Here is a 26,999-nt window from a genome sequence, read left to right as displayed (position 1 = left end):
TCATATGAGCCCGAGTGAGCGGAGGCTCGCCTGGCCCTTGACGCCGACCACGACATGATCGTGGAGGCTGATCCCGAGAGGCTTTAGGGCCGACATCAATTCGCGGGTAAGGATGATGTCCTGGCGACTCGGTTCGGGGTCGCCGGATGGATGATTGTGGACAAGGATGAGTGCAGCCGAGCCGAGTTCGAGCGCGCGGCGTACTATCTCCCTGACGTGGACCGCCGCCTGATCTACCGATCCTTCGGAGACGAGTTCGTCGCGGATCAGTGCATTTTTAGTGTTGAGATGCAGAACACGCACCCGTTCCACTAATCGGTGTGCCATGTCTGCGTGGAGATAGTCGGCCAGCGCCTGCCAATTCGTAAGTATCGGACGGTCCGCAATCTCGCTGCGCAACAAGCGGAGAGCAGAGGCTTCGGCGATCTTCAGCGCCGCAATCACCCCGTCGCTTAGCTCGGCACGGGCGAGAGATTCGGGGTCGGCTGACAAGAGCGGCCCCAGTCCGCCGAACTCGGCGAGCAGCCTTCGGGCCATCGGTTTCGTGTCTCGCCGCGGGATCGCCAGCGCCAGCAGATATTCGACCAGTTCATGATCGAGCAGCGCTTCCGGTCCGCCTTCGATCAAGCGGCGGCGCAGCCGCGCGCGGTGGCCGCTGGCGTCAATGGCTGGATCGGGCGACGCGCTGTTCATCTCTTCGCACGCTAGCCGATTTTTCGGCGGAAGCTAGTTCATCCCGAGACGGTTGAAGTCATGGATATGCACGAGGCCGATCGGCTTCTCCGGATCCTCGTGGTTCATAACGAACAGCGACGTAATCTTGTTCGCGGACATGATCGCTCGGGCGTCCTCGGCATATGTCCCGTCCATGATCGTCTTCGGGTAGCGGGTCATCACCTCGCCGGCATTGCTGAACAACAGTCGGTCGATATTGCGGCGGAGGTCGCCGTCGGTAATCGTGCCGACGAGTCGGTTATCCGCGTCAACGACGCCGGCCACTCCCAGGCTCTTCTCGGTCATCGTCACCAGAACGTCGCGCATCGGCAGGTCTACCGACACCAGAGGCAGTTCATCGCCGGCGTGCATGACCTCATTGACCGGTAACAACCGCGATCCGATCACGCCGCCGGGGTGGAGCAATTCCAGCGCCTCCCGAGAAATCCCCCGCACGCTCATCGCCGCGACGGCCAGCGCATCGCCCAAGGAAAGCATCATTGTGGTCGAGGTGGTCGGCGAGATGTTGACCGGGCAGGCTTCGCGCGCACTGGGCAGAAGCAGGCCGACCGTCGACATCTGGGTCATAGGGGAATGGCGCTGCGACGTTATCCCGATGACCGGACATCCCAGGCGTCGTGCATGCTGCATTATAGGCCGCAATTCGGGCGTAGCACCTGAATTGGAGAGGGCGATCAGAAGGTCTCCGGCCAGTAACATCCCCAGGTCGCCATGGGCGGCCTCGCCCGGGTGAATGAAAATGGCGGGTGTTCCGGTCGATGCGAAGGTCGCCGCCATCTTGCGGGCTATATGACCGGACTTGCCCATGCCGCTGACGACGACGCGCCCAGCCGTTGCCAGCACCAGCCGGACCGCTCGAGCGAACTCCTCGTCGATCATGGCGCTGAGGCTGGACAGCGCCTGGGCTTCGATATCCAGAACGATGCGGCCGCTATCGATTATGGCCTGATCGGTGGTGAGGTCGACCTGATTTATGGCGATTTCGTGATACATCACGGCTTCATCGCGAACCAGGTGGGGTACATCGAGTTCCAGCTATCTTCGTGGCAGTCGATAATGTGAAGTTCGAGGCCCTTTTCGGCCACGAACGCATCGACGGCCTGAACGACGAGCGGCCAGTCAGGCGCATAATCGTCGCCGGCGATGATACCACCGGATTTGAGCTTCGGAAACCAGTCACGGAAAGTCGCGCCGTTCAGTTCACCATCATGCGCGTAGCCATCCACATAGATGAAATCGAGTGACTCGTCGCCGAAGAGATGGAGCGCCTCGTCGAACCGCATACGCATGATCGCGTTCCGATCGCGATAGGGACTGAGCCGCGCGATCGCTTCACGATATTGTTCGACCCCATGGCCGCGGTCGCCCGCCCACATGTCGATGCTAAAGAGATAGCCGACATGCTCGAATCGCAGGATTCGCTCAGAGAAATCCCCGGCTGCGACACCAAGCTCCACGCCCACGGCGCCTTCACGGAACAGCGCCGCCACGTCGTCTCGGCGGGTGAAGGTCTTGGCCAATGTCTGCAGAGTGCGGCTCATCTCCGCATCGTAGCTCGGCGCCTGTCCGGCGGCGGCAGAGGCGGTCATTGGATCGGAGCTATATTCCTGACCCTTGATATAGAAGGTCAGTGCGATCGTATTGCGCAGTTTCTCTTCGGGGCCGAGTTCGTCGACGCTGTGCCAGCTCTCCTCGCTCCGAACGAAGGCGTAGGCTGCATTGGGCTTGAAGTCGTTGGTCTTCAGCCGCTCGAATCCGTCGGCGGTACGCTGGTGGAACGAGGTGCCGAGGTGGATCTGGGAATCATCTTGGGGCAGGTAGAATTGTAGCGTCGCGACTTTGCCCGGCGCGTCGGGGTGAATGCCGATCCGGTAGCCGGGATGATCGCGATAGAGGATCGGGACGGCGACCAGTTCCGGCAAGGTCTCGCCGAACCGCGCGCGGAGCGTCGGCGCGAATTTCGAAACTATTGCATTGGCGATCGCTGGCGCGGTAAAAACCTCGATCATGGCTTCCCAGAACGGCTGGTCTTCCTCTGCAAGGCGTGGCAGCGACGCTCGAGTCAGGTCCAGCAGGTACCGCGTCCTCCTGCCATCCGCAGTCATGGCGTCGGGATGATCGATTGGATCGAGCGCTTCGTCGTTCGGCAAGCGATCGAGCAATTCGCGATAGACGGCCGCGGGCAGCATATCTTCCATGAAGATGTTCTCGCACGGCATAGGATCGACCGTCGCGCTGCCGATCCTGGCGACGATGCGCTCGACGAGCTGGTCGGTGGTCACATCCTCCTCTTCGGACGGGGTAGCCGAAACGGGGCGCTTCAGCTTCGACGGATCGCGGTGGAAGAGAAAATTCAGAACATCCGAAGTTTGGGGCGTGGCAAAGGCCGCGTTCTGCTTTTTGTGGACGAAATGAAGCCCAGCGCCCTCCAAAATCTCGGTGACTCCCGCAACCTGTTCGACATCGGTATCGATCAATTCGATCGAAACGGATTGCAGCCGTTCGTTCGCCAGCATCTTGCGTGCGCCACGGATGATCGGCAACTCGATGCCATCGACGTCGATCTTCAGATGGGTTGGAACCTTGATGCCGAAATCGGTGATGAAACTGTCGATATCATAGCCGACCATGCCCTGACGAAAGGCTGGCTCGAAAGGCTGTCCGCGGAAATCGAGCGCCTCCCCGAAATTGCTCATCGACGTCCCGATGTCGAGGCTCGCGAGATTCATCTCCGCGACCGACTTGCGCTCGGCGAAGGCCAGGCATAGCGGCGTCACCATATTCTGCAGGCCGTTCAGCGCGATGGTGACGCACAGCTGGTGATAATTTGCGAAATGCGGTTCGAATGCCGTCGTCTGTATCCCCCGGGCCGCCGCGTAGACGCTGTAGATTCCGACGTTGGCGCCGATATCCCAGAAGCTGTCGCCTGGCTCGAAGCCATCGATCCATTCGATGGTTTCCGGCTCTTTTTCCAGCAGCGTTTCATAGCGCCAGCCAGCACCCGCCTCGACATAATGAATCAGATGGCCATTGGCCTCGATGGTTCTGATCCCACCCGCGCCGAAATTATTGGCCATGACGTTCATCGGGCATTCTCCTGCACGCGGATCGCGATTTGGGAAAAGGCCTAACGGCTAATGTTGAAACCTTCGTTAACCATGTTTCGCGGGCTCAGGCGGCACGGAGGCGATTATTTTCGCGCTCGAGATCACGTGCCCATGAGGCGAGGCCGAAGCGGCGGACGTCGACCTGACGCCAGAACAGCCCAGGATCGCGATCCCACAGGTGGAAATTGGCCAAGGCGTTGGCGCATTGCGATCCCATGTCGATCACCTCGGCCAGCTCGGTCAGGTAAAAGGAAAGCGGCCGATCGGCGGGACCCATCTGCTCACCATGCGGAAAGGCAGCGGCTTTGAGAGCCGTATCGACGCCATGGCGGAAGCGGGCCTGCGCAGTCTGCGTATCGCCATCGGCAAGGCACAGCCGGGCCTCGTAAAAGGCAGCGGCGATCGCCTTGGTAGCGAGCAGTGGGGAAAAGGCCGCCCATTCGCCATTGGCAGAGGACCGATACCAGCGCTTTGCCGCTTCACGGTCGCCCGTCAGTTCGCTGAGCCTTCCCGCAAGGAAAGCCAGTGAAATGCGCCAGCGCCGGACATGGACCGGCGTATCGTCGCTCAGCGGCGCGCTGGTATAGTCGGCGATGAGGGACAGGATCGACGGGGCCATCTCCGCCAGCCGCATTTCCAGCAGGCGGTAGCCCAGCACCGCGATGGCGGCGCCACGGTCTGCAGAATCGGCGCGTGAATCTTCGATCACGCATTCGGCCAGCCGGGCGAGTTTCACTTCGTCGCCGAGGCGTTCACCCATCTGAACCATCGACCGGTAGAGATAAGGATTGTCATACGCTGCGCCGAAGTCGACCAGCGCGGGTTGTTCGCCAGCCACCTTCGAAAAGGCGGGATGGTCATATTCGCTGGCCCGCCCTTCGCCCATCAGCGGGTTGGCGGCGGCAACCAGCAGCAGCCAGTCGGTGGCGACCATCTGATCGAGCTGAACCGGGAACAGAGCATGGGCGCCGGCCGGATCGGGGCCTATGGGAATCTGAATATAGCGGGTCTCGGGCAGGAAGCGTTGGGACACGGCGGCCTCCAGCGCGGCCCAATCGCGCGGCCGCTCGCCTTCACCCTGGCGCCAGCCGAGGATGATGCGTCCGTCGCATTTCAGGATACGTGCATAATCATCCAGTCTTGCGACCCAGTCAGTCGGAACGGCGGGCTCGAAGGCAACGATCATGTCGACCGAATTGTCCGCGATCCCGGTAAGGCTTGAATCGGTGATGTCGCAGCCGCCCCGCATCGCCCACTGTCCCGGCTTGGGCTTCGCGCCGACGCGGACGACCGATCCGGCGCGCGACAGCGCCATCAATACCGCCGCGCCATCGGCCGATCCCGCGCCATCGATCAGGATATGATCGCTTGGCCGCACATGGTTGGCTGCCATCGCATAGCGCGCGATGGCCGCGTCGGCGTCTATGCTGCCCTTTTGAAGCTCGTTCGCGCCGCCATGGGGAGCGCGCTGATAATAGCTGATCGCGGGAAGAGCGGAGCTCGACCATGCGGGATATTCGCCCAGCGACATGCCACCGGGATGCCGTTGCCAGCCTGCCTCGAACAGGCTGCGCTCCATCGATCGGCGGTCTTGCCCGGCCGACTGCAGGATCAGCGCATCCATCCGCTTGAATGGTCGGATCGCGTCGGCAAAGGACGCCGTCGTGGGTTCGGTCCAGGCGAGAAATCCGGCCATCGGCCCGTTCGCGCCCTTCGCAGCGCCCGTCGGTACGTCGACCAGATCACATCCCACCAGCGCCAGTTCGCGAGCCAGTTCGGCATGCGCCGCCCGATCTAGCGCGATTCGGCACGGCCCAAGCCGCTGGACTATGGCGTTCGCAAACTGAATGGTCACTCGTCTCTCCGCGCTGTCCTGCACGACCGGAACCTGCCGGGCGCGGCATCCGTTTCGGTATCGATGCCGGAATAGGCGCAATGCGTTGAGGGTTGGTTAACCATGATATTCGAGGACGGCGGCAGCCGTTGCGGTAATCGTGTCCCGCCCCTAAGCCTGCCCTGATGAAGGACGCGTCCCGTCGCTGGTCTAGGACCTGGATCGCCGCCGGAGCGGGCTCTATCCTGCTCGCGGGCGGGGCCGCCTGGCTGTGGACCCAGCGTGCGCCGATCGCCACGTCTTATATCGATGATGCCCTGACGGCGCGAAATATACCCGCGCATTATCGGCTTACCCAGGTCGGTTTCCGTACGCAGCGGATCGAGGACATCCGGATCGGAGATCCGCACAATCCGGACTTGACCGCCGACTGGGCAGAGATCGAGCTCGCGGTTGGTCTTTCTGGCGTCCGCGTGCGGGCGATCGACGCCGGCGGCGTCCGGCTGCGCGGGCGGATAGCAAATGGTCGGCTTTCATTGGGCTCGCTCGACCGGCTTTTGCCGAAAAGCGAGAGCGCCCAGCCTTTCGCGCTGCCCGACATCGCCTTGACGGCGCGCGCCTTGCAGTTCGATCTTTCCACGCCGCAGGGGATGGTGAAGGCGCGGCTGGATGGCGCGGGCGGGCTTAAGGACGGCTTCCGGGGACAGCTGTCTTTAAACTCAGAACGGTTGAAGGCCGGAGGCTGCGCAATCTCGACGCCACGGGCAATGCTGGCGCTGTCGGTTGAAGCCGGCCGGCCGGCGGTTCGCGGTCCTGTCGAGGCGTCGGATATTGCTTGCCCGGGGGGGACGCTGCTCAGCGCGCCGCGTATGGATATCGCGGCGCGGAGCGATGCTGATTTGGCCCGCTGGCGCGGCGGATTGACGATAAAGGGGGGGCGGTTGGCCGCGCCCGATATTGCGGTGGGCGGGCTAGGGGGGACCATCGTCTTCGACGCGTCCGCCAGCAAGGTGGCGGGCAAGGTCAATCTGCTCGCCGAGCAAATGCGCTATGCCGATGCGACCGCGCGTTATGGTGCAGTGCGCGCCGATTACGGTGCCGATCCCAGAGCAGGTGCCGCGGACGTGGCGGGAGACGCCAGCTTGTCCGATGTCCAACTCGATCCGAAACTTGCCAATGGTTTCCATCAGCAGGCCGCCGCTACTGACGGTACTCCGTTCGCCCCCGTCCTTGCCGCATGGTCGAACGCTGCCCGCCGCGCCGCTGGGAATATTGACGGAAAGGCGCGTTTCGCCATCCATCAGGATGAAAGGGGGGGCGTGGCCCGGATCGAGAAGCTGGAGGCGAATGCATTCGGCGGCGGCCATTTGACGGTCCGCGGCGAAGGCGCCGAAGGCCTCAGCTGGCGCTGGCCACGCGCCGGGGCGGTGGTCAATGCGACGATCGATCTGGAGGGCGGCGGTTTTCCACGCCTGTCGATGAGCTTGCGACAGGCGGTGCCCGGGGCGCCGCTGAGGGGGGCGGCGACCCTTGCGCCCTATCAGGCCGCCGGCGCCCGGCTGCGGCTGGCGCCGGTGCTTATTGCCCCGGCGATCGGCGGCGGGACTGCGATCACCACGCGCGTCGCGCTCGATGGCCCGCTCGCCGATGGCCGCGTCGCCGGACTCGACCTGCCGGTTTCAGTCTGGCTCGGACGGGGCGGGGCTTTCGCGGTCAATCAGCGTTGTGCGCCGCTCGCGTTCGAGCGCCTGGCAATTGCCGGCACGGTGATCGGCCGGTCGAGTCTGCCGCTATGTCCGATCGACGGGGCGCTCGTCGGCCGCCGCGCGTCCGGCTCACTTTATGGCGGTGCGCGGATCGCTGCGCCGCGCCTGCGTGGGCGGGTCGGCGACCAGCCGCTGACGATGGAAGCCCGGTCGCTGGTCGTCCGCGTGGCCAGGCCCGGTTTTAGCCTCGACGAGCTGGCAGTACGTCTGGGCGACCCTGCCTCACCGACCCGGCTCGATGTTGCGTCGCTTGCCGGCTCGGTTGGCAGTCAGGGGCTTGCCGGTCGATTCGACGGTGCCGCGGGCAAGATTGGCGCGGTACCGCTGCTGATTTCGGAAGGCGCGGGCGGCTGGCGTCTGCAAGGCAGTGCCCTGTCGATCGACGGAGCAATACGTGTCGCGGATGCGGAACAGGCCGATCCGCGATTCCATCCGCTGATCGCCAATGATGTGCGGGTTGCGCTGAAAGGAGGGCAGATAGATGCCGCCGCGACATTGCGTGAGCCGCGATCGTCCCTGCCGGTGGCGCGGGTTGCGATCCGGCACGACTTGTCTTCAGGGCGAGGCGACGCCCGCCTGGACGTCGATGACCTGCGTTTCGGCAAAGCTTTGCAGCCGGAAGCCGTCACGCCTCTCACCTTGGGCATGATCGCCAATGTGGAAGGCGTTCTGGCGGGGCAGGGGAGGATCCGCTGGGCTGATGGCGTCGTGACGAGCGACGGCGAATTCCACACCGACGCGCTCAATCTTGCCGCTGCCTTCGGGCCCGTGACGGGCCTTAAGGGTACGATCCGCTTCACCGACCTTCTTGATCTCGTCACCGCGCCCGATCAGCGTGTGACGATCGCGGAAATCAATCCTGGCGTGGCGGTCACCAATGGCGTGATCCGCTACAGGATTCTGCCGGATCGCAAGCTGTCGGTCGCCGAGGGAACATGGCCTTTTGCCGGTGGGACATTGACGCTCGAACCGACCGTGCTCGACATGGGGCAACCGGTAGCGCGGCGGCTGACGTTCCGTATCGACGGGCTCGACGCCGCCACATTCGTTCAGCAGCTCGAATTCAAGAATCTGGCGGTGACCGGCAAGTTCGACGGGACGTTGCCGATCATCTTCGACGCGCAGGGCGGACGGATCGAGAATGGTATATTGCGGGTGCGTCCGCCGGGGGGCACGCTGTCCTATGTGGGCGACGTCACCAATGCCAACCTCGGGCGGATCGCGCGGATCGCCTTTGATGCGCTCAAGTCGATGCGCTATCAGCAGCTCACCGTCGATCTGAACGGTTCGCTCGACGGCGAGATCGTCAGCCGCGTCCGCTTCGACGGTACCAACGACAAACCGCAGGAAACCGCGAAGGCAGGCGGTATCGTCGGACGGATTCTCGCGCCGATCACACGGCTGCCCTTCCGCTTCAACATCACGATCACCGCGCCCTTCCGCGGTCTGGTCAATTCGGCGCAGACCTTTATCGATCCCTCGATCGTGCTGCGCAACAGCGCGAGCGCGGCCCTTCTGCCGCCTGCGGCTGCGCCGCCCGCTCTACCACCCAGCCAAACCCCCATTCAGCCCCGGTAAAGCGAGATCATGCGATGAACATCCCGACATTGACGATGAAGCGTTGTGGTGCGAGCCTCGCTCTATGAACAAGATCCTCGTGCCCGTTGGCTTGTCGGTCCTCGTCCTGATGCTGCTGTCCGGCTGCATTCAGGTCGCGGCTCCCGACAAGCCGATCGAAATCAACCTGAACGTGAATGTGAAACAGGAGGTGGTCGTTCGGCTCCAAAAGGATGCCGAAGATTTCATCGCCAATAACCCGGAGCTGTTTCCGCAATGATGAAGATGCCCCAGTTCATGATCGCCGCCGCGGTGCTCGCTGCGGCTTCGCCGGCGCTCGCCGCCGACCCGATCGTCGAGGCGGCGCTTACCAGCGGTACCATCGGCGAACAGTGGGATGGCTATATCGGCTTCGTCTCGGCGCCATCGGGCGACCTCAAGGCAGCGGTCGATGCGATCAACATCAAGCGTCGCGCAGGCTATACCCAGATTGCGGCCGCCCGGAACGTGACGGTCGATCAGTTCGCCCAGACCACCGCATGCTCCACCTTACGCGCGGTGAAGCCCGGCCAGGCCTATAGGCTCAAGGACGGCGGCTGGCGCAAGCGCGCCGGATCGGAATCGATCACTCCCGATTATTGCGGCTGACCCCCAAATGTTACCGTGATCTTTGCCCCAGGGGCGCCACTGCGGTTGACTCGGTGAAACCCCCTTCCTAAAGGGGCCTCGCCTTGGCGGGGTCGCTCGTCGGTGTGGCGCTACCTGGCCTGTGGAAGGAGGGGTGGCGGCATGGCGGCAAATGATCCCGGGCAAGACCCGGAAAGTGTGCAGGACCAACGGCTTACGTCGCTCGATGAGCGGCTCGAAGCGGTCCGGCAGGCCGAAAAGGTCAGGACGGGGACAGCGCAGAAAAAGCCTGAAAAGGGATATTCCCAGGGCAATCGCGTGCTGACCGAACTGATCGCGGGAATTGCCGGCGGCGGTCTGATGGGCTGGCTGTTCGACAGCTGGCTCGGAACCAAGCCCTGGCTCCTATTGGTGATGCTGTTCCTCGGGATCGGGGTCGCCTTCAGGAATATCATACGGATTTCTCAGGAGCGCCCGGAATAGCTTCCGGACGCTTTTGGCATAAGCAGGGGTAAGGCAAGCGTGGCAGCCGAATCGGGCAAGATCGATCCGATGCACCAGTTCCTCATCGAACCTATGTTCGGTAAGGATTGGGCGATTGCGGGCCATAATGTCGCATTCACCAACTCGGCCTTGTGGATGGCGCTGACGCTCGGCGTCCTGTTCATCTTCATGCTGGGCGGAATGAAGCGCGATCTTGTCCCCGGCCGCTGGCAGGCCGCGGTGGAAAGCTTCACCGGCTTCATCTCCAACATGATGACCACGAACATCGGGCCTGAGGGCAAGAAGTTCACGCCTTATGTCTTCTCGCTGTTCATGTTCATCCTGATCGCGAACATCATGGGCATGATGCCGGTCGGCATCTTCGGCGTGCACCCGTTCACCGTCACCAGCCACCTGACCGTCACCGGCGTCCTCGCCGTTATCAGCTTCTCGATCGTTCTGATCGTCGGTTTCTGGCGGCATGGCTTTCACTTCTTCTCGCTGTTCGTGCCGCACGGCACGCCCGGTTACATGATCCCGCTGATCTTCCTGATCGAGCTGTTCTCCTTCTTGATCCGCCCCTTCTCGCTGGGCCTGCGACTGTTCGTCGCGATGACCGCTGGGCACATTCTGATGAAAGTGCTGGCGGGCTTCGTGATCAACGGCCTGAACGCCGGTGCACTCACCATCGCGATCGTCTCGTTTCCCAGCTTCGTCCTGATGATCGGTATCACCCTGCTCGAACTACTGGTGTGCGCCATCCAGGCCTATGTCTTTGCACTGCTGACCTCGCTCTATCTGAACGACGCGGTCAACCTGCACTGAGCTTTCAACAACGACTATCAACCTGTTTAACGCTAAGGAGTTTATCATGGACGCAGAAGCCGCAAAGCTGATCGGTGCCGGTCTCGCCGCTATCGGTGTTGGCATGGCCGCGCTCGGCGTGGGCAACGTGTTCGGCTCGTTCCTCGAGTCCGCGCTGCGCAACCCGGCCGCCGCCGACGGCCAGCAGGGCCGCCTGTTCATCGGCTTCGCCGCTGCCGAGCTTCTCGGTCTGCTGGCGTTCGTCGTCGCGATGATCCTGCTGTTCGTCGCCTAACAGGTGATTGCGGGGCCGGTTCGCCGGCCCCTTCATCTACCTAACGACCACAGGGAATATCGATGCCTCAGATCGCCCAGATCGCCGCGACCTATGCTTCGCAGATCTTCTGGCTGCTGATTGTCTTCGGCCTGATCTATTTCGTGATCGGGAAGGGGATGCTGCCCAAGATCGAAGCCGTCGTCGACGCGCGTGACCAGAAGATCGCTTCCGACCTCGCCGCCGCCGAAGCCGCGCGCGTCAAGGCCGACGAGACCGAAGCGGCCTATCGGGCAAAGATCGAGGATGCCCGCGCCGCCGCGCTGAAGGCGACGCAGGACGCCAAGGCCGCATCGACCAAGGAAGCCGAGACCAAGGTCAAGGCCGCCGACGCCGAACTGGCCGCCAAGGCGGCCGCCGCCGATACCGCGCTGAAGGCCGCTCAGGCCAAGGCGCTGGCGGAGATCGAAAGCGTTGCCGCCGAGGCCACGCAGGACATCGTCGCCAAGGTGTCGGGCCTGACGGTCGACAGGGCGGCAGCCGATGGCGCGGTGAAGGCCGCGCTGGCCGCCTGATCGGAGACGTACCATGTCTGTTAACGCCTCCACCGCCGTTGCCCAGAACCTCTCCGATGCCGCGGAGCTCGAGAGCATGCCCACCAATGCAAGCGTAGAGCACGCGGCGGGCGTCGAGGAACATCATGTCGACCCCACCGCGCTGGGAATGACCGCTACCGCCTGGGTTTCCTTGGCAATGGTCGTGGTCATCGTCCTGCTGCTGTGGAAGAAGGTGCCGTCGATCATCGGCGCCGGGCTCGACAAGAAGATCGCCTCGATCCGGGCCAATCTCGACGAGGCTGCGGCGCTGCGTGCCGATGCCGAGAAGCTCAAGGCTGAATATGAGGCGAAGGCCAAGGCCGCCGCGAAGGAAGCCGAAGCCCTGATCGCGCATGCGAAGGACGAAGCCGACGCCATCGTCGCCCAGGCACGCACCGATGCGGCGTCGCTGATCGAGCGTCGCGGCAAGATGGCCGAGGACAAGATCGCTGCTGCCGAACGCAGCGCGGTTGCCGAGGTTCGCGCGAAGGCCGCCAATGCCGCCGCCGCCGCGGCGACCGCGCTGATTGCTGAGCGCAACAATGCGAAGGCTGACAAACCGCTGGTCGACAGCGCGATCGACGCCCTGGGAACCGCTCGCCTGAGCTGAGCACACTCCAGAACGAGAAGATAGGGGCCCACCGAGCGATCGGCGGGCCCTTTCTTTTTGGAGACCGCTTCGCCGCAATATCATTTACCATTTCCTCATCGCTGATCGCGTAAAGCGCCGATCATGGGCGCGATCGGCTGGATCTGGGCGTGGTTGATGTTGCTGGGCGGGGTGCGCGCGCATCTTACCCAGTCGCTGCCGCATGAGCTGATCTGGGCGATGATGTTGTCAGGGATCGTCGCGCTGCCGCTGCTGTGGAACCGCACCAACGGCGTGTTGGCCTCCTTCGCGCCTTCGGGCATCGTCCGCGCCGGCATATCCCTGCTCATATTGGTGGTCGCAGGCATCACCCATCCCGACGCGGTGATGGGTCTGATCGCAGCCTGACGTGATCCGGGCGTTGCGACGGTCCGCCGCGCGGCCTAGATCAGTAGGCGTGAGTGACAACACCCCGAACGACCGCTTCAACGAAGAGAAGAGCGTCTACACCGTTCGCGGCAGCGATGCGCCCGATCTCGATGCGGGCATCGCGGCGATCCGCAACGTTCTCAAAACCTTGCCGGTGCGGCCCGGCGTCTACCGGATGCAGGATGCGCGGGGCGATGTCCTCTATGTCGGCAAGGCGCGTGCGCTGAAGAACCGGGTGTCAAACTACACCCAGGTGGCCCGCCTGCCGAAACGGCTCAGCCGCATGGTCGCGCAGACCCGATCGATGACGATCGTCACCACCAATAGCGAGGCCGAGGCGCTGCTGCTCGAAGCGCAACTGATCAAGCGCTATCGCCCGCCCTACAACGTCCTGCTGCGCGACGACAAAAGCTTTCCCTTCATCCTGCTGCGCGAGGATCATCCCTTTCCGCGCATCCAGAAGCATCGCGGCGCCCGGCGCGCCAAAGGGCAATATTTCGGCCCTTTCGCCAGCGCGGGCTCGGTCACCCGCACGCTCAACGCGCTGCAGAAGCTGTTCCTGCTTCGCTCCTGCACCGACAGCTTCTTCGCCAATCGCGACCGGCCCTGCCTGCTCTATCAGATCAAGCGCTGCTCGGCTCCCTGCGTCGATCGTATCGATGCGGCCGCCTATGGCGAGCTCGTCGCCGATTCCAAGGCCTTCCTCACCGGCAAGTCGACCCAGGTCCAAAAGAAGCTGGGCGAGGCGATGAGTGCGGCGGCCGAGGCAATGGATTTCGAACAGGCCGCCGTCTATCGCGACCGGCTTCGCGCGCTCACCTTCATCCAGGGCAGCCAGGCGATCAACGCCGAAGGCGTCGCCGATGCTGATGTTTTCGCGCTCGACACCAAGGCGGGCACGGTCTGCATCCAGGCCTTCTTCATTCGTGGCGGGCAGAACTGGGGCCATCGCGCCTTCTTCCCGGCACACACCGCGGACGTGCCCGAGGAAGAGGTTCTGGCGAGCTTTCTGATGCAGTTCTACGAGGAGGTGCCGCCGCCGCGCCTCGTGCTGGTCGATCGCGATCCTGCCGAATGCGAACTGCTGGCCCAGGCGCTGGGCGAGCGCGCGGGCCGCAAGGTACAGATCAAGGTGCCCCAGCGTGGCGAACAGCGCCGGCTGATGGATCAGGCGCGCCGCAATGCGCATGAGGCGCTCGACCGCCGCCTAGCCGAATCCACCACCCAGGGACGAATCTTCCAGGAAATGGCCGATCTGTTCGAACTGGAAGGGCCGCCGGACCGCATTGAGGTCTACGACAACAGTCATATCATGGGCACCAACATGGTCGGCGCGATGATCGTCGCGGGCCCCGAGGGGTTCCGCAAGGGCAGCTACCGCAAGTTCAACATCAGGCGCCCCGAAACGGCGCCGGGCGACGATTTCGCGATGATGCGCGAAGTACTCGAACGGCGTTTCGCCAGGCTGGAGAAGGAGGATCCCGAGCGACGCAGCGGCGAATGGCCGGACCTATTGCTGATCGACGGCGGCAAGGGGCAACTGGGCGCCGTGTGCGAAGTGCTCGAGGATATGGGCGTGCACGATGTGCCTGTCGTGGGTATTTCCAAGGGACCGGACCGTAATGCGGGCCGCGAACATTTCCACCTGCCAGGGGGACGCGAGGCGATGCTGCCGCTCAATTCCCCCCTTCTGTTCCACCTTCAGCGCCTGCGCGACGAGGCGCATCGTTTCGCCATCGGCGCACATCGCACGAAGCGCGCGGCCAGCTTTACCAAAAGCCCGCTCGACGATGTTCCTGGGATCGGCCCAGCGCGCAAGAAGGCGCTGCTCATGCATTTCGGAACGGCCCGCGCGGTGCGCGCTGCCTCGCTCGCGGACCTCGAACGCGCTCCGGGCGTTTCCAAGGCGATGGCGCGGGCGATCCACGATCATTTTCACGCGAGTGAATAGTGAGCGAGGCCGTAAACCCTCCGTTCCTGCCGGTCGATCCGCCTTCCGAGACGAGGGTCCTGCTCACGATCGATACCGAGTTGATCCGCCGGCCGGGGGATGATCTGACCCATTGGGAGCCGGCCTTCGAGCGCTCCTACGAAGCTGCTGGCGTCGGCGTGCGCTATCAGTTGCGCGTCCTTGCGCAATATGCCCTCAAAGCCTGCTTCTTCGTCGATCCGATGCCGGCCTGCGTCTACGGCCTCGACCCGATCCGCCGCATGGTCGACCCTATCCTCGAAGCGGGCCAGGAAGTTCAGCTCCATCTCCACCCGCTCTGGGTCGTCGCGCGCGACGGGGACATGGACGGCGAACGCGAGCTCGCACGCTATAATCGCAATGAGCAGCGCGACCTGATCGCCCGAGCCCGGGATCTTCTGATCGAAGCCGGAGTGCCTGAACCGATCGCCTTCCGCGCGGGCAATTATTCGGCCAATGACGATACGCTGAGCGTACTGGCCGAACTCGGTTTCCGCTTCGACAGCAGCCATAATGGTCATCAGCATCCCTGGCCGAGCGCCATCGGCCTGCCGCGAGACCATATCGCGCCGATCCTGCATCAGGGGGTAATCGAAGTTCCCTTGACGGTAATCGCGGAGGGGCAAGGCTCGCGGCACCTTCAGATCTGCGCGGTGTCGCTCGGTGAGTTGAAGGCCGCGATCGAGCATGGCGGCGCTTCGGGGCAGCCGGTCGTCAACATCGTTACGCATAGCTTCGAGCTCGCCAATCGCGCCGGCACCGCGCCCAACAAGGTCCATGTCAAACGCTTCGAGGATCTTTGCGCTTATCTGTCGAAGGAGCGGCGGCGCTTTCCCACCGCCTTCTTCACCGACCTCGACGATCTGCCGCTCGGTCTCGATATGCCGATGCTGCCGAAGGCGGGCTTCCGCCGCGTTGGCCGGCTGATCGAACAGATATGGTCGAACCAGGTCGAGGAGCGCAGTTCTTAGCTTGCGGGCGGCGCGCTTCCCCGCTTGAACAGTCGCCATGCAGGTCCGCGCTCCCGCCATCATCTGCTCGATGCGCGCCCATGGCGAGCATGGTGCGATCGTGCGTGCGCTGACGCCGGAGAATGGCTTGCTGGCGGGCTATGTGCGCGGCGGGCGGTCGCGGCGGCTGCGGCCGGTGCTGGTGCCGGGCAATCTGGTCGAGGCCGACTATCGCGCGCGCACCGCCGAACAGTTGCCGGGCCTGACCGTCGAACTGGCGCACAGCCGGGCGGGCTTGCTTGCCGAGCCGCTGGCCGCGGCGGCGATCGACTGGCTCTGCGTGCTCACCGCTGTATCGCTCGTAGAGGCGCAGCCCTTTCCCCGGCTATACGAAGCGCTGGAGGCTACGCTCGCCGCGATAGAATATGCGCCCTCCGCGCGCGGTTGGGCGGCGTCGGCGGTACGCTATGAATTGCTGCTGATGGCAGAGATGGGTTATGCGCTCGACCTGTCGGCCTGCACCGTGACCGGCGCGCGTGATGACCTCGCCTTCGTCAGCCCGAAGAGCGCCGCGGCGGTGTCGCGTACCGCCGGGGAGCCTTATGCAGACCGTCTGTTGCCGCTTCCGGCTTTCCTGATCGAGCCCGGCCATGACGCAGGCTGGTCCGACATTCTCGATGGCCTGCACCTGACGGGCCATTTCCTTGCCCGCGACATATTGGTCGACCGCCGTTCGGACGCCCTCGACGCCCGCGAGCGCCTCATCGACAGGATGAAAAGGTTGGCCTGACCAACACCAACCCATTGCGCCACGGCGCGCATCAGGGCAGGGGGCGGCGACGATTTTCGAAGAGGGTGGGATATGTTGATTGCCTTGTTGCCCGGTGACGGCATCGGTCCGGAAGTCATCACCGAAGCGGTGCGCGTGCTGGAGGTGGTGTGCGGCGACGCGCTCGAATATGAGATCGGCCTCGTCGGCGGCGCCGCTTACAAGGATGGAGGGCATCCGCTGCCCGCCGCGACCCTCGATCTGGCGAAGCGCGCCGATGCGATCCTGTTTGGCGCGGTCGGTGATCCCGATTGCGACAAGCTCGACCGGCATCTCCGCCCCGAGCAGGCGATTCTCGGCCTGCGCAAGGAACTCACCCTGTTTGCCAACCTGCGCCCTGCTACGCTGTTCAAGGAATTGGCCGACGCCTCGGCACTGCGTCCGGAGGTTGCCGGACAGATCGACATGGTCATCGTCCGCGAACTCAACGGCGACGTCTATTTCGGCGAAAAGGGCCTGCGCAGGACTGCCGGAGGCCGCCGCGAAGGCTATGACATCATGTCCTATAATGAGGACGAGGTCGCCCGCATCGCGCGCGTCGGCTTCGAGACGGCGCGCGCCCGGCGCGGCAAACTCTGCTCGGTCGACAAGGCCAATGTGCTGGAGACTTCGCAGCTGTGGCGCGACGTGGTGATCGAGATTTCGGCTGAATATCCCGATATCGAGCTCAGCCACATGTATGTTGACAACGCCGCGATGCAGCTTGTCCGCAATCCCGGCCAATTCGACGTCATCGTGACCGGCAATCTGTTCGGCGACATCCTATCGGATCAGGCGTCGATGTGCGCCGGATCGATCGGTATGCTGCCCTCGGCCTCACTCGATGCGAACAAGAAGGGGCTGTACGAGCCGATCCACGGCTCCGCGCCTGACATCGCCGGCCTCGGCAAGGCCAACCCGCTCGCGACGATCCTGTCGGCGGCGATGATGCTGCGCTATTCGCTGGGCAAGGCGGCGGAGGCCGACCGCATCGAGGCGGCGGTCGCCAAGGCGCTGGAAGGCGGCGCGCGCACCCCTGATCTGGGCGGCACGCTCACTACATCGCAAATGGGCGACGCAGTCCTCGCGGCGCTCTGATCGCCGCCTAGCGCCCCATCAGCGTCCGCGCTGCGGGCAGATAGGTGCGGCCGATGCGGATGCGTTCCTCATCGGCCAGCACGGCGTGCCAGACGCCCATGCCGTCATGGCTCAGCCGCGATATCCGGTCGCGCCGGACGATCGTCGATCGGTGCAGGCGGATGAACTGCGCCGGGTCGAGCCTCCGCTCCAGCTCGGTGATCGTCTGGTGCAGCAGGAAGCTGCGCACGCCCACGTGCAGCCGCATATAGTCGCGCTCGGCTTCGATCCGGTCGATGTCCTGCGCGGCGATACGTATCATCTCCGACCGGTGCGGGACCCAGAACTCCTGAGCATGATCGGACGCCGATGCTTCCTCGGGTGGCGCCCGGCGGCGCTCGATCACCCGGGCGACCGCGCGCGCCAGCCGGTCCTGCGCTACCGGTTTCAGCAGATAATCGGTCGCCGCCAGGTCGAACGCCGCGACCGCATATTGGTCGAACGCGGTGCAGAAGATGATCGCCGGACGCTTGTCGAGCTTTTCGATCGCCTTGGCGACGCCGATCCCGTCGAGCCCAGGCATCGCGATGTCGAGGAGCAGCATCTCGGGCTCCAGCGCTTCGAGCAGCCGCAAGGCCGCCTCGCCGTCGGACGCGGTGCCGACCAGATCGATCATCGGCTCGCGCGCGCACAATATCTGGAGCCGCTCGATCGCCAGCGGCTCATCGTCGACGACCAGGGTTCTTATCGGGGAATCAGAGGCCATTCCGGATCAATGGCATGAAAATCGTCACGCCAAAACCACCATTGGGAAGCGGCCCGTAGCGGCACGCCGCCTCGTCGCCGAAGCGTGCCTTGAGCCGGTCGGTGACGTTCTTCAAGCCCACGCCCGCGCCATGCAGCTTGGCGTCGTCGCCCAGCGGCTCGCCGTCATCCTCGACGCTGAGCACGAGCCCGTGCGAATCCTCCCGTGCGCTGATCTGGATCGTCACCGGCCGCTTTGCGCGCGACACGCCATATTTGATCGCATTCTCCACCAGGGGCTGAAGGATCAGGCACGGCACGCAAGCATTGGATAGCTGCGCGGGAACGTTGATGTCGACGATCAGCCGCTCGGGGAACCGCACCGCCTCGATATCGAGGTAGAGCCGCTGCAGCCGGATCTCCTCCGACAGCACGACATCCTCGGTCGGATCGGCGGTCAGGCTGGTACGGAAGAAGGTCGATAGGTTGAGGATCATCGCCTCGGCATCGTCCTTCTGGTCCTTCAGGATGAGCGTCGATAGCGAGTTGAGCGTGTTGAACAGAAAGTGGGGATTGACCTGATAGCGCAGCGCGCGCAGCTCGGCATCGCGGGCGGCGGCGCGATAACCGGCGGCTTCGCGCTCGGCGGCGCGCACCGCGGCGGCATAGGACAGCGCCAGGAACAGGGCGCCCCAGGCCGCGAAGAAGAAATAGCCGTTGAGCGCCTGATCGCCGATCTTGCCGGCGATCGAGAGCTCCTTCTCCTTGTGCGACGACATCGGCTGTCCGACCTGGATCATCACCGTACCCGGCGTCGGCTCGGTGATCACCGGCGTCGGGATGACGACCGGCGGAACGGGCGCCACGCGCACAGGCGCCGGGGGCGAAGCAGGAGAGGGCACGGGCTTCGCGGCGGGCTTCGCCGCAGCAGGAGGGGCGGGCGGTACCGGCGTCGAATCGATCCGTATGTTCGGCGGCGCGGGCGGCGTCGGCGCGGCGGGCGGCGCCGGGATGCTCGACAATATCTCGTTGATGTCGATGTCGACCCCGTTCAGCTTGGCTTCTTCGACCGCCTGACGCGCTTCCTCGATGCTCTCTTTGTAGCTCTGCTGAGCCTCACGATACGCCTCTCGCTGGGCGTAATAGGCTTCCCGCTGCGCCTGATAGGCATCGCGCATCGCGTCCCGGCGGGCCTGATCGGCTTCACGCAGCGCCTCGCGGCGCGCCTGATCGGCTTCGCGGAGCGCTGCGGTGCGGACCTGGTTCCAGTCGCGCTGGGCTTCCTTGGCCTGGCGCTCGGCCTCGGCCTTCTTCCTGTCCACCTCGACTTTTTTCCGCTCCGCATCGCGCTGGGCTGCCGCTGCGGCGGTCTCATGCTGGGCTTCTGCCTTGGCGGCGGCCGCAGCCTTCGCCTGTTCGGTGGCCTGGCGGATCGCATCGCGCGCGGCGGCGATAGCTATGCGTGCCTGTTCGCGCGCCTGGGCGACGCTGCTGTCGTCGATCACATATTTGCGGTTCTCGATCTCGCGTGCCTTTTCCGCCTCGATCTGCTTGTCGAGCTGGTTGAAGGCCATCCAGTTCATCGAGCTATAGGCTACAGCTGCGGGGATCGCGAGCAACGCGACCGCGGTGACGTTGACGGCGAGCGACCGGCCCGCCAGCGGGCGCATGGCGAGATAGACGATATAGGTCGCGATCATCGATCCGGTGGTCACGAACGCGCGCGCCGCCAGCATCTCGGTCTGGTGGCCCCAATCGATCATCAGTGACCGAATGGTCGCGACCGCGAAATACACCAGCCAGAAGCACAGTATCGACAGCAGCGCCACGCGCGGACTCACGGCCGATCCACGCGGAGCATCATGGTTCAAGGTCATGATCATCATATATATTCAAGGCTGTAAATATGCGCCCATGTCCCCGTGACGTTGGTCGAACTGCCCATGCGGTTGATCGAAAGTTCAGCTTTTGGATCGCCGCCGATCCGGGTTTCTACGCCGGAACAGCCCCCTTCGCCGGACGTTGGTTGATACCGATATTGGCGAAGGAGCAAGGTCGTGACAACCGACGCATTGACGAAGGATGAGACAGCTACGCCGCATATCCGGACGGCGCGCGACGCCACCGACGACAAACGGCTCGCCCGCAATCCAAGCGATGAGGACGCCAAGCTGGATGTAGCGCTCGACGAGAGCTTTCCTACGTCTGACGCCCCGTCCAACACGCAGCCCGGCAAAGGCAAGGATGCGGCCCCGTCCTCGGGATATGACGAGGAAGCCGAAAAGGCCCGTATGAAGGGCAGGGAATAGCCCAAGGCCTAGTTCAAAAGTCTTAGAAGGTGGCGCGTGGCATATTGCTGCGCGCTATCTTTTTGGCACCAAGGCTAGGACCGTAACGAAAATTATCCACAGAATATTGCGTCCATGGAACCGGCGGCGTTCTTTGCTTGTTGCAACGCAGCAAGAAAAGTGATCCGTTCCTGAACAGAGGCCTTACAAGGGCTTAAGCGTCCGTAAACCATAGCTGACGCATGATCCCGGTCAGGCTTCCATTGTAAGGGGGTTTGGTATGGGCACGCATATGAGACCTGCAGACGGCGCGATGACTCTGGCGGAAATGAAAGAGTTCGCCAGCTTCCCGGCCGCCACGCAACGCTACATCCGCCGATCGCTTGATGTCGGACTGGCGCGGGAGGACGCGCTGGCACGCTGGTCGCGCGACGTCATCGAATCCGCCAGCATCATGGCGCAGGCACGGATCTACAGCCGGCTCGATCATATCCGTGATCTCGTCCCCGACGACAGCGGCCTCGATGCGGTCGAACCCTTCCTGTCACCGCTGGTCACCGTTTCGGCGTTCGATCTGGGGCAGGACCGCCTGAACAGCTTCGGCGCTTACCGCTTTCTCTATGAGCGGTTGATCGGCGCGCATGTCCGGCCCTGGCTGCCGGCCGCCTTCTGCGCAGCGGCGGCCCTGCCGCACCTTCATCCCGAAAAGCGGCGGGTGCTGCTACAGTCGATCAGCGAGGCCGCGGCCACCGCGCCGGGCTGGTCGAACCGCGAACCCGTCTTCTTTCCCGAATGGGTCGACAAGGTCGAAGCGCGCCTGCCGAACTAACCCTTTATTTTCGACTGGGTCTGCGGAACAAGTCCCCTGCCTCTCGCTTTTGTGGGGGGCAGCGGGAGAGTGGACTTGCCGGCGACTAAGCTTACCAACCATCGCGTCGAAAAGCCGTGGGGAAGGCACGACCTTGCCCCCCTGTTCGACGATCAGCCCGCAACGGCGTCGGCCATCGGCGAGATCTGGTATGATGATCCGTCGGCAAAGCCTCGCGAACTGCTGATTAAATATCTCTTCACCAGCGAGCGCCTCTCGGTTCAGGTCCATCCCGATGACGCGGCCGCGCAGGCGCGCGGTTTCCCACGCGGCAAGGACGAGGCGTGGATAATCCTGTCGGCCGAGCCCGATTCGACGATCGCGCTGGGGCTCACCGAGACGATGCCGGCGGAAGCGGTCCGCGCCGCCGCCCTCGATGGATCGATCGAGCACAAGCTCTACTGGAAACCGGTGAATGCGGGCGAAGTGATCTATTCGCCGGCGGGCACTATTCATGCGATCGGGAAAGGGTTACGGGTCGTAGAAGTCCAGCAAAATCTGGATCTTACCTATCGTTTCTATGATTATGGATCGGCCCGCGAGCTTCATCTCGACGACGCGCTGGCGGTTTCGGACTTTGGCCCTTTCACTGGTAATCCGGCCCCATATGAGATCGGGCCGGGCCGCACGATCTGCGCCGATGGCCAGAAGTTCGTGCTCGAACGCTGGACGATGGCAGGCCGCTTCACGATCGCGCCGGGCAGCGCCACCGTCTGGATATTGCCCGTCGAAGGACAGGCGGCGATCGATGGCGAACCCGCCGCGCTTGGGGATGCGATCATCGTTGAAGGCGCTGCTGGGATCGAGATCGCGCCCGGAAGCATGATATACGCTGCTTATCCGGGCGCGCGGGTGATCGACGGCTTGTTCGGGAGCTAGTCTCCCCGGTCGGCTTCCGCCATCCGCTGGGTGGTGACCGGATAGCCGCGACCTTCGGGAATGCAGAGCCAGTTGCCCCCGTCGCGTTCTTCGACCCAAGGGATGATCGTCTCGATCGTATAACGCTGCGCCCGGGCAACGGCATCGCCGAAATCCCGTGCCTGCGCGATCCATTCAAGATTCCGGATGGTCGGAAAGATCATCCCGCCATTGGCCAGATGGCGCTCGGCGGTCGCCCAGACCAGATGGCTGCTCTCGGTACCATCGGCGGCGGCTTCGCCGAACGCGGGCGCCCGCGTAAGATAGAAGCGGGTATCAAAGCGTCGCGTCAGCTCAAAATTGGGCAGCCAACGCGAAAAGGGATGAATCTGATAGGGGTCGAGCCGCAGCCAATGCTGTTCGAGCAAAAGGCTCAGCGGCGCGCCGCCATGGAGCGCGCGGCGGATGTCGGTGATCATCGCGGCATCGGACAGGTCGGGTATGCCGGGGGCGAGCCCGATCTCCTCGATGGTCTCGCGGATCGCGGTGATCCGGCAGGCGAGATCGTCGGGAGCGAGCGCCGGGCCCTCGACCAGCAGATCGGGTCTCCCGGCCAGCAGGTGATCGTCATCATCCACGCGCCCGCCGGGAAAGACCATCCGGTTGGCGGCGAAGGCCAGATGCTTGCCCCGGCCGATCATCGGTATTTCAGGTGGTCCGTCGGGCATGTCGCGCAGCAGGACCAGCGTCGCGGCGGGAACGGCCTCCTTCATGCCGCGCGTCCGGCCAAAATCGTCAAGGGCCAGCGGATCGTGCGATGCGCGTCCGGATCGCCCCAGGCGGCGGTGATCTCGGCGATCGCGTCGTCGAACGGGCCGCGCCCGATCCGCTTCTCCATCGCCCGCACGGCCGACCAGGTGTCGAGATAGCCGATCATGGCCGCGAGCGGCCAGGAAAGCTCGATGGCGAAATCGGGCGCGGCGATGGGGGTGAAGGGCAGGACGATATCGGCATAACCATTCTCCACCATCGCCCGCTCGGGCGGCCAATAGTCCTTGAGCGTCTCCAGCCGAAAGCGCTCGACGATCGGTTCGATCGGGCCGCGATGCTCCATCCCTGCATAGCTGATCAGCGCGACGACTCCACCGGGCCGCAGCAGGCGGCGGGCTTCCTCGAAAAAGGCGGGCAGGTCGAACCAGTGTGCCGCCTGCGCGGCGGTCAGCAGGTCGGCCGACGCATCGGGCAGTCCGCTCGCTTCGGCGGGGGCGACGCGATAGTCGACGCGGGGATGCGGCGTGGCGCTGGCAATCTGCTGAGCGCTCGGATCGGTCGCGACGACCCGCCGGAAATACTCCGCCAGCAACAGCGCGAGCTGGCCGGAGCCGCAGCCGACGTCAAGCGCCTCGTCGCTCGCGGGCGCGGTCGCCGCGAGCCAGGCGGCAAGCTCGGGCGGATAAGCGGGCCGATAGGCGGCATAGGCTGCCGCATGCGAGGAGAAGTGGTCCTTGAACATGGTCACCGGACGGCGGTGAGGAAATAATCGAGCGCCAGATTGTCGCTGAGATGGAAGCCAGCCGCTGGAGAGAAGCTCAGGCCCTTGCGGTCGGTCACCCGCAGTCCCGCTGCTCCCAGATGCGCGGACAGTTCATCGGGAGTCAGGAATTTGTGCCAGTCGTGCGTTCCCTTGGGAACCATGCCCAGTCCCTCGCCGATCCGGATCATCGCCAGGTGCGATAGCGGCGTGCGGTTCGGCGTCGACAGGATCATCACGCCGCCGGGGGCAAGCAACTCCGCCAGGCCCGCGATGAAGGCCGCCGGATCGGCGACATGTTCGATAACCTCCATCGAGGTTACGAGATCGAAGCGTTCGCCCTGCAAGGCTTCGACGCCTCCTGCGCGATAGTCGATGTTCAGTCCCTGCTTCTCGGCGTGGAGTCTGGCCACCGCGACATTTTCAGGCGCAGCGTCGATGGCGGTGACCGCCGCGCCCATCCGCGCCAGTGGCTCGGCAAGCAGCCCCGCGCCGCAGCCGACGTCCACCGCGCGCTTGCCTGCCAGTGACTTGACCGCGGCGGAATCACCGCCCCAATGCTGGTCGACCGTCGCGCGGATATGACGCAGCCGCGGCGGGTTGAGCTTGTGCAGCATCGCGGACGAGCCATTGGGATCCCACCAGTCGGCTGCCAATTTTCCGAAATGCGCCGCCTCTTCGGCAACGATCGAGCTATATTCTTGTGCGCTTGCGTTCATACGGCGCCCTCTCTATCAGGGCCGCGCCCTTGAGCCCAAGGGCTTTTCTGGTCGCCTCGACCTTATGGGACAGACGTTTTCCTATGGCTCGCATCGTGATGAAATTCGGCGGAACCTCGATGGCGGGGATCGAGCGAATTCGCAACGTTGCGAACCGCGTCAAGCACGAGGTCGAATTGGGCAACGAGGTCGCCGTCGTCGTGTCGGCGATGTCGGGCGAGACCGACCGGCTGGTCAATTTCTGCCGCGAGGCTTCGCCGCTCTACGATCCGCGCGAATATGACGTCGTGGTCGCTTCGGGCGAGCAGGTGACGAGCGGCCTGCTGGCCATCGTGCTGCAGTCGCTGGGGGTCAAGGCGCGCAGCTGGCTCGGCTGGCAGCTGCCGATCCGCACCAGCGATGCCCACGCCTCGGCGCGCATCCAGGAGATCAATTCGGAAGCGATCGGCAAGGCGATGGCGGCGGGCGAAGTGGCCGTGATCCCGGGCTTCCAGGGCCTGACCGAGGACGAGCGCGTCACCACGCTGGGCCGTGGCGGATCGGACACCTCGGCGGTCGCAGTGGCCGCCGCGATGAAGGCCGACCGCTGCGACATCTACACCGATGTCGACGGGGTCTATACTACCGACCCCCGGATCGTTCCCAAGGCGCGCAAGCTCGCCAAGGTCACCTATGAAGAGATGCTCGAGCTCGCCTCGGTCGGCGCCAAGGTGCTGCAGACCCGTTCGGTGGGCCTTGCGATGAAGGAGAAGGTGCGCGTCCAGGTGCTCTCCTCCTTTGACGAGCCGACCGACAATCCCACCCCCGGCACGATGATCGTCGGCGAGGAAGAACTCGAAGGAACCGCCATGGAACGCCAGCTCATCACCGGCATCGCCTATGACAAGAACGAGACCAAGATCACGCTGATCGCGGTTCCCGATCGACCCGGCGCGGTCGCCTCGATCTTCGCGCCGCTCGCCGACGCGAACATCAACGTCGACATGATCGTGCAGAATGTCGCGCATGACACTGGTTCGACCGACGTGACTTTCACCGTCCCCTCGGCCGAACTCGCCCGTTCGCTCGACGTCCTGGAGCGTGAGCGCGGCAATATCGGTTATGAGCGGCTGACGCACGACGCCAATGTCGCGAAGATCTCGGTCGTTGGCGTCGGGATGCGCAGCCATGCGGGCGTCGCGTCGAAGATGTTCTCGGCGCTTGCTGCGCGCGGCATCAACGTCCTCGCGATCACCACGTCGGAGATCAAGGTCTCGGTGCTGATCCATGAGGATTATACCGAACTCGCCGTCCGCGTGCTCCATACCGCCTATGGCCTCGATGCGGAGGATGCCGCTTGAGCGGCCAGGCGCGCCTCACCGCGTTGATGGCGCGCGGCGCTGCCTTCCTGGGCAGCGAATATGCGATCCTCGGCGGCGCGATGAGCTGGGTGTCCGAACGTCACCTCGTCGCGGCGATGTCGAACGCCGGCTGCTTCGGCGTCATCGCCTGTGGTGCGATGACCCCGGCGCTGCTCGATGCGGAGATTGCGGGCACCAAGGCGCTCACCAGCAAGCCCTTCGGCGTCAACCTGATCACGATGCATCCCGATCTCGATGCGCTCATCGATGTCTGCGCCAGGCATCAGGTCGGCCATGTCGTGCTTGCCGGCGGCCTGCCGCCGGGCGGGGCGATCGAGAAGATCAAGGGTTCGGGCGCGAAGCTGATCTGCTTCGCACCCGCGCTGGCTCTCGCCAAGAAACTGATCCGTTCTGGAGTGGACGCGCTGGTGATCGAGGGCATGGAAGCCGGTGGCCATATCGGCCCGGTTTCCACCTCCGTGCTGGCGCAGGAGATGCTGCCGGTGATCGCCGATCAGCTGCCGGTGTTCGTTGCGGGCGGTATCGGCCGGGGCGAGGCGATCAGCGCCTATCTCGAAATGGGCGCGGCGGGGGTGCAGCTTGGCACCCGCTTCGTCTGCGCAACCGAATGCATCGCGCACCCCAATTTCAAGAAGGCCTTCATCCGCGCCTCGGCGCGCGATGCGGTCGCCAGCGTGCAGATCGACCCGCGTCTGCCGGTGATTCCGGTCCGCGCGCTCAAGAATGCTTCGAGCGAATTGTTCACCGCCAAGCAGCGCGAAGTCGCGCAGCTCCTCGATGAAGGCAAGGTCGAGATGCTCGAGGCGCAGCTTCAGATCGAGCATTATTGGGCGGGCGCGTTGCGTCGCGCGGTCATCGATGGCGATGTCGACAATGGCTCGGTGATGGCGGGTCAGTCCGTCGGTATGGTGACCAGGGAAGAACCGCTGGCCGAGATCGTCGCGACCATGCTCGACGAGGCTGGTGTCGCGCTGGAGCGCCGCGCGGCATAAAGATTCCATCATTGGAATCCTGCCCCGCTTTCT

The 26,999-nt window shown here is 64.1% G+C and carries 27 protein-coding genes; 18 read left to right on the top strand and 9 right to left on the bottom strand.

The features are described 5' to 3' along the window. The 4 genes from radC to ASE00_RS05955 form a co-directional block, all read right to left on the bottom strand. Nucleotides 1-693, bottom strand: coding sequence for a RadC family protein (gene radC / locus ASE00_RS05970; RefSeq protein WP_056378222.1), 693 nt, complete (start codon nt 691-693; stop codon nt 1-3). Between the two features lie 33 nt (nt 694-726). After that, nucleotides 727-1,728: a KpsF/GutQ family sugar-phosphate isomerase gene (locus tag ASE00_RS05965; RefSeq protein ID WP_056378221.1), complete on the bottom strand. Its 1,002-nt coding sequence runs from the start codon at nt 1,726-1,728 to the stop codon at nt 727-729. Continuing rightward, nucleotides 1,728-3,821 (bottom strand): class I SAM-dependent methyltransferase, encoded by a 2,094-nt coding sequence (locus tag ASE00_RS05960; protein WP_056378220.1) that lies wholly within the window; start codon nt 3,819-3,821, stop codon nt 1,728-1,730. Before ASE00_RS05960 ends, ASE00_RS05965 begins: the two co-directional genes overlap by 1 nt. 85 nt (nt 3,822-3,906) lie before the next feature. After that, nucleotides 3,907-5,697: a hypothetical protein gene (locus tag ASE00_RS05955; protein ID WP_056378219.1), complete on the bottom strand. Its 1,791-nt coding sequence runs from the start codon at nt 5,695-5,697 to the stop codon at nt 3,907-3,909. Between the two features lie 164 nt (nt 5,698-5,861). Here ASE00_RS05955 and ASE00_RS05950 point away from each other — a divergent pair, with 164 nt between their 5' ends. The 13 genes from ASE00_RS05950 to leuB all read left to right on the top strand — a co-directional run bounded on the left by ASE00_RS05950 (nt 5,862) and on the right by leuB (nt 17,626). Continuing rightward, nucleotides 5,862-9,020, top strand: coding sequence for a YdbH domain-containing protein (locus ASE00_RS05950; RefSeq protein WP_056378218.1), 3,159 nt, complete (start codon nt 5,862-5,864; stop codon nt 9,018-9,020). A 64-nt stretch (nt 9,021-9,084) separates the two neighbouring features. Beyond that, a complete protein-coding gene (locus tag ASE00_RS05945; protein WP_056378217.1) occupies nt 9,085-9,279 on the top strand; it encodes a YnbE family lipoprotein in 195 nt (64 codons plus the stop codon). Next, a complete protein-coding gene (locus ASE00_RS05940) occupies nt 9,276-9,647 on the top strand; it encodes a YdbL family protein (RefSeq protein ID WP_056378216.1) in 372 nt (123 codons plus the stop codon). The genes ASE00_RS05945 and ASE00_RS05940 overlap by 4 nt, the downstream gene beginning before the upstream one ends. Before the next feature lie 141 nt (nt 9,648-9,788). Further along, a complete protein-coding gene (locus ASE00_RS05935; protein ID WP_056378215.1) occupies nt 9,789-10,109 on the top strand; it encodes an AtpZ/AtpI family protein in 321 nt (106 codons plus the stop codon). 39 nt (nt 10,110-10,148) lie between these two features. After that, nucleotides 10,149-10,934 (top strand): F0F1 ATP synthase subunit A, encoded by a 786-nt coding sequence (locus ASE00_RS05930; protein WP_056378214.1) that lies wholly within the window; start codon nt 10,149-10,151, stop codon nt 10,932-10,934. A 46-nt stretch (nt 10,935-10,980) separates the two neighbouring features. Continuing rightward, the gene (locus ASE00_RS05925; protein ID WP_012050658.1) at nt 10,981-11,208 is read left to right on the top strand and encodes a F0F1 ATP synthase subunit C; all 228 of its coding nucleotides are present in this window, start codon (nt 10,981-10,983) and stop codon (nt 11,206-11,208) included. A 62-nt stretch (nt 11,209-11,270) separates the two neighbouring features. Then, nucleotides 11,271-11,762 carry an ATPase gene (locus ASE00_RS05920; RefSeq protein WP_056378213.1) on the top strand — a complete coding sequence of 164 codons (492 nt, stop codon included), beginning with the start codon at nt 11,271-11,273 and terminating at the stop codon, nt 11,760-11,762. Between the two features lie 13 nt (nt 11,763-11,775). After that, nucleotides 11,776-12,393, top strand: a complete 618-nt coding sequence (locus ASE00_RS05915; protein ID WP_056378212.1) for an ATP synthase subunit B — start codon at nt 11,776-11,778, stop codon at nt 12,391-12,393. Between the two features lie 123 nt (nt 12,394-12,516). Next, nucleotides 12,517-12,780 (top strand): hypothetical protein, encoded by a 264-nt coding sequence (locus tag ASE00_RS05910; RefSeq protein WP_056378211.1) that lies wholly within the window; start codon nt 12,517-12,519, stop codon nt 12,778-12,780. Nucleotides 12,781-12,829: 49 nt separating this feature from the next. Continuing rightward, complete coding sequence (gene uvrC, locus ASE00_RS05905) at nt 12,830-14,752, top strand: excinuclease ABC subunit UvrC (protein WP_056378210.1); 1,923 nt, start codon at nt 12,830-12,832, stop codon at nt 14,750-14,752. Next, complete coding sequence (locus ASE00_RS05900; protein WP_235538546.1) at nt 14,752-15,741, top strand: polysaccharide deacetylase family protein; 990 nt, start codon at nt 14,752-14,754, stop codon at nt 15,739-15,741. Before uvrC ends, ASE00_RS05900 begins: the two co-directional genes overlap by 1 nt. Nucleotides 15,742-15,778: 37 nt before the next feature. Beyond that, nucleotides 15,779-16,510, top strand: coding sequence for a DNA repair protein RecO (gene recO / locus ASE00_RS05895; protein ID WP_056378209.1), 732 nt, complete (start codon nt 15,779-15,781; stop codon nt 16,508-16,510). A gap of 72 nt (nt 16,511-16,582) precedes the next feature. Next, complete coding sequence (gene leuB, locus ASE00_RS05890; protein ID WP_056378208.1) at nt 16,583-17,626, top strand: 3-isopropylmalate dehydrogenase; 1,044 nt, start codon at nt 16,583-16,585, stop codon at nt 17,624-17,626. Between the two features lie 7 nt (nt 17,627-17,633). Here leuB and ASE00_RS05885 read toward each other — a convergent pair whose 3' ends face one another. Together ASE00_RS05885 and ASE00_RS24415 are read right to left on the bottom strand one after the other, a co-directional pair. After that, nucleotides 17,634-18,371, bottom strand: a complete 738-nt coding sequence (locus ASE00_RS05885) for a LytR/AlgR family response regulator transcription factor (protein WP_056378207.1) — start codon at nt 18,369-18,371, stop codon at nt 17,634-17,636. Beyond that, nucleotides 18,361-20,226 carry a histidine kinase gene (locus ASE00_RS24415; RefSeq protein ID WP_414819830.1) on the bottom strand — a complete coding sequence of 622 codons (1,866 nt, stop codon included), beginning with the start codon at nt 20,224-20,226 and terminating at the stop codon, nt 18,361-18,363. Before ASE00_RS24415 ends, ASE00_RS05885 begins: the two co-directional genes overlap by 11 nt. 180 nt (nt 20,227-20,406) lie before the next feature. Here ASE00_RS24415 and ASE00_RS05875 point away from each other — a divergent pair, with 180 nt between their 5' ends. From ASE00_RS05875 to ASE00_RS05865, 3 genes are all read left to right on the top strand, one after another. Further along, the gene (locus ASE00_RS05875; RefSeq protein ID WP_056378205.1) at nt 20,407-20,658 is read left to right on the top strand and encodes a hypothetical protein; all 252 of its coding nucleotides are present in this window, start codon (nt 20,407-20,409) and stop codon (nt 20,656-20,658) included. 259 nt (nt 20,659-20,917) lie between these two features. Further along, nucleotides 20,918-21,466, top strand: coding sequence for a hypothetical protein (locus tag ASE00_RS05870; RefSeq protein WP_056378204.1), 549 nt, complete (start codon nt 20,918-20,920; stop codon nt 21,464-21,466). Between the two features lie 75 nt (nt 21,467-21,541). Beyond that, entirely contained in the window at nt 21,542-22,384 is an 843-nt protein-coding gene (locus tag ASE00_RS05865) for a class I mannose-6-phosphate isomerase (RefSeq protein ID WP_056379360.1), read from the top strand. Here ASE00_RS05865 and ASE00_RS05860 read toward each other — a convergent pair. The 3 genes from ASE00_RS05860 to ubiG are packed head-to-tail and all read right to left on the bottom strand — an operon-like array spanning nt 22,381 to nt 24,613. After that, entirely contained in the window at nt 22,381-23,136 is a 756-nt protein-coding gene (locus ASE00_RS05860; RefSeq protein ID WP_056378203.1) for an NUDIX hydrolase, read from the bottom strand. The genes ASE00_RS05865 and ASE00_RS05860 overlap by 4 nt on opposite strands. Further along, nucleotides 23,133-23,876 (bottom strand): class I SAM-dependent methyltransferase, encoded by a 744-nt coding sequence (locus ASE00_RS05855; RefSeq protein ID WP_056378202.1) that lies wholly within the window; start codon nt 23,874-23,876, stop codon nt 23,133-23,135. The genes ASE00_RS05860 and ASE00_RS05855 overlap by 4 nt, the downstream gene beginning before the upstream one ends. Nucleotides 23,877-23,878: 2 nt before the next feature. Further along, the gene (gene ubiG, locus ASE00_RS05850; protein ID WP_056378201.1) at nt 23,879-24,613 is read right to left on the bottom strand and encodes a bifunctional 2-polyprenyl-6-hydroxyphenol methylase/3-demethylubiquinol 3-O-methyltransferase UbiG; all 735 of its coding nucleotides are present in this window, start codon (nt 24,611-24,613) and stop codon (nt 23,879-23,881) included. An 83-nt stretch (nt 24,614-24,696) separates the two neighbouring features. Between ubiG and ASE00_RS05845 the strand changes: the two genes are divergently transcribed. Together ASE00_RS05845 and ASE00_RS05840 are read left to right on the top strand one after the other, a co-directional pair. Then, a complete protein-coding gene (locus ASE00_RS05845) occupies nt 24,697-25,953 on the top strand; it encodes an aspartate kinase (protein ID WP_056378200.1) in 1,257 nt (418 codons plus the stop codon). A 26-nt stretch (nt 25,954-25,979) separates the two neighbouring features. After that, complete coding sequence (locus ASE00_RS05840) at nt 25,980-26,966, top strand: NAD(P)H-dependent flavin oxidoreductase (protein WP_056379358.1); 987 nt, start codon at nt 25,980-25,982, stop codon at nt 26,964-26,966. Nucleotides 26,967-26,999 lie beyond the last annotated feature (33 nt).

The sequence above is a fragment of the Sphingomonas sp. Root710 genome (genome assembly GCF_001429065.1).
GTDB lineage: Bacteria > Pseudomonadota > Alphaproteobacteria > Sphingomonadales > Sphingomonadaceae > Rhizorhabdus.
This window is presented reverse-complemented; position numbering and strand designations above follow the sequence as displayed.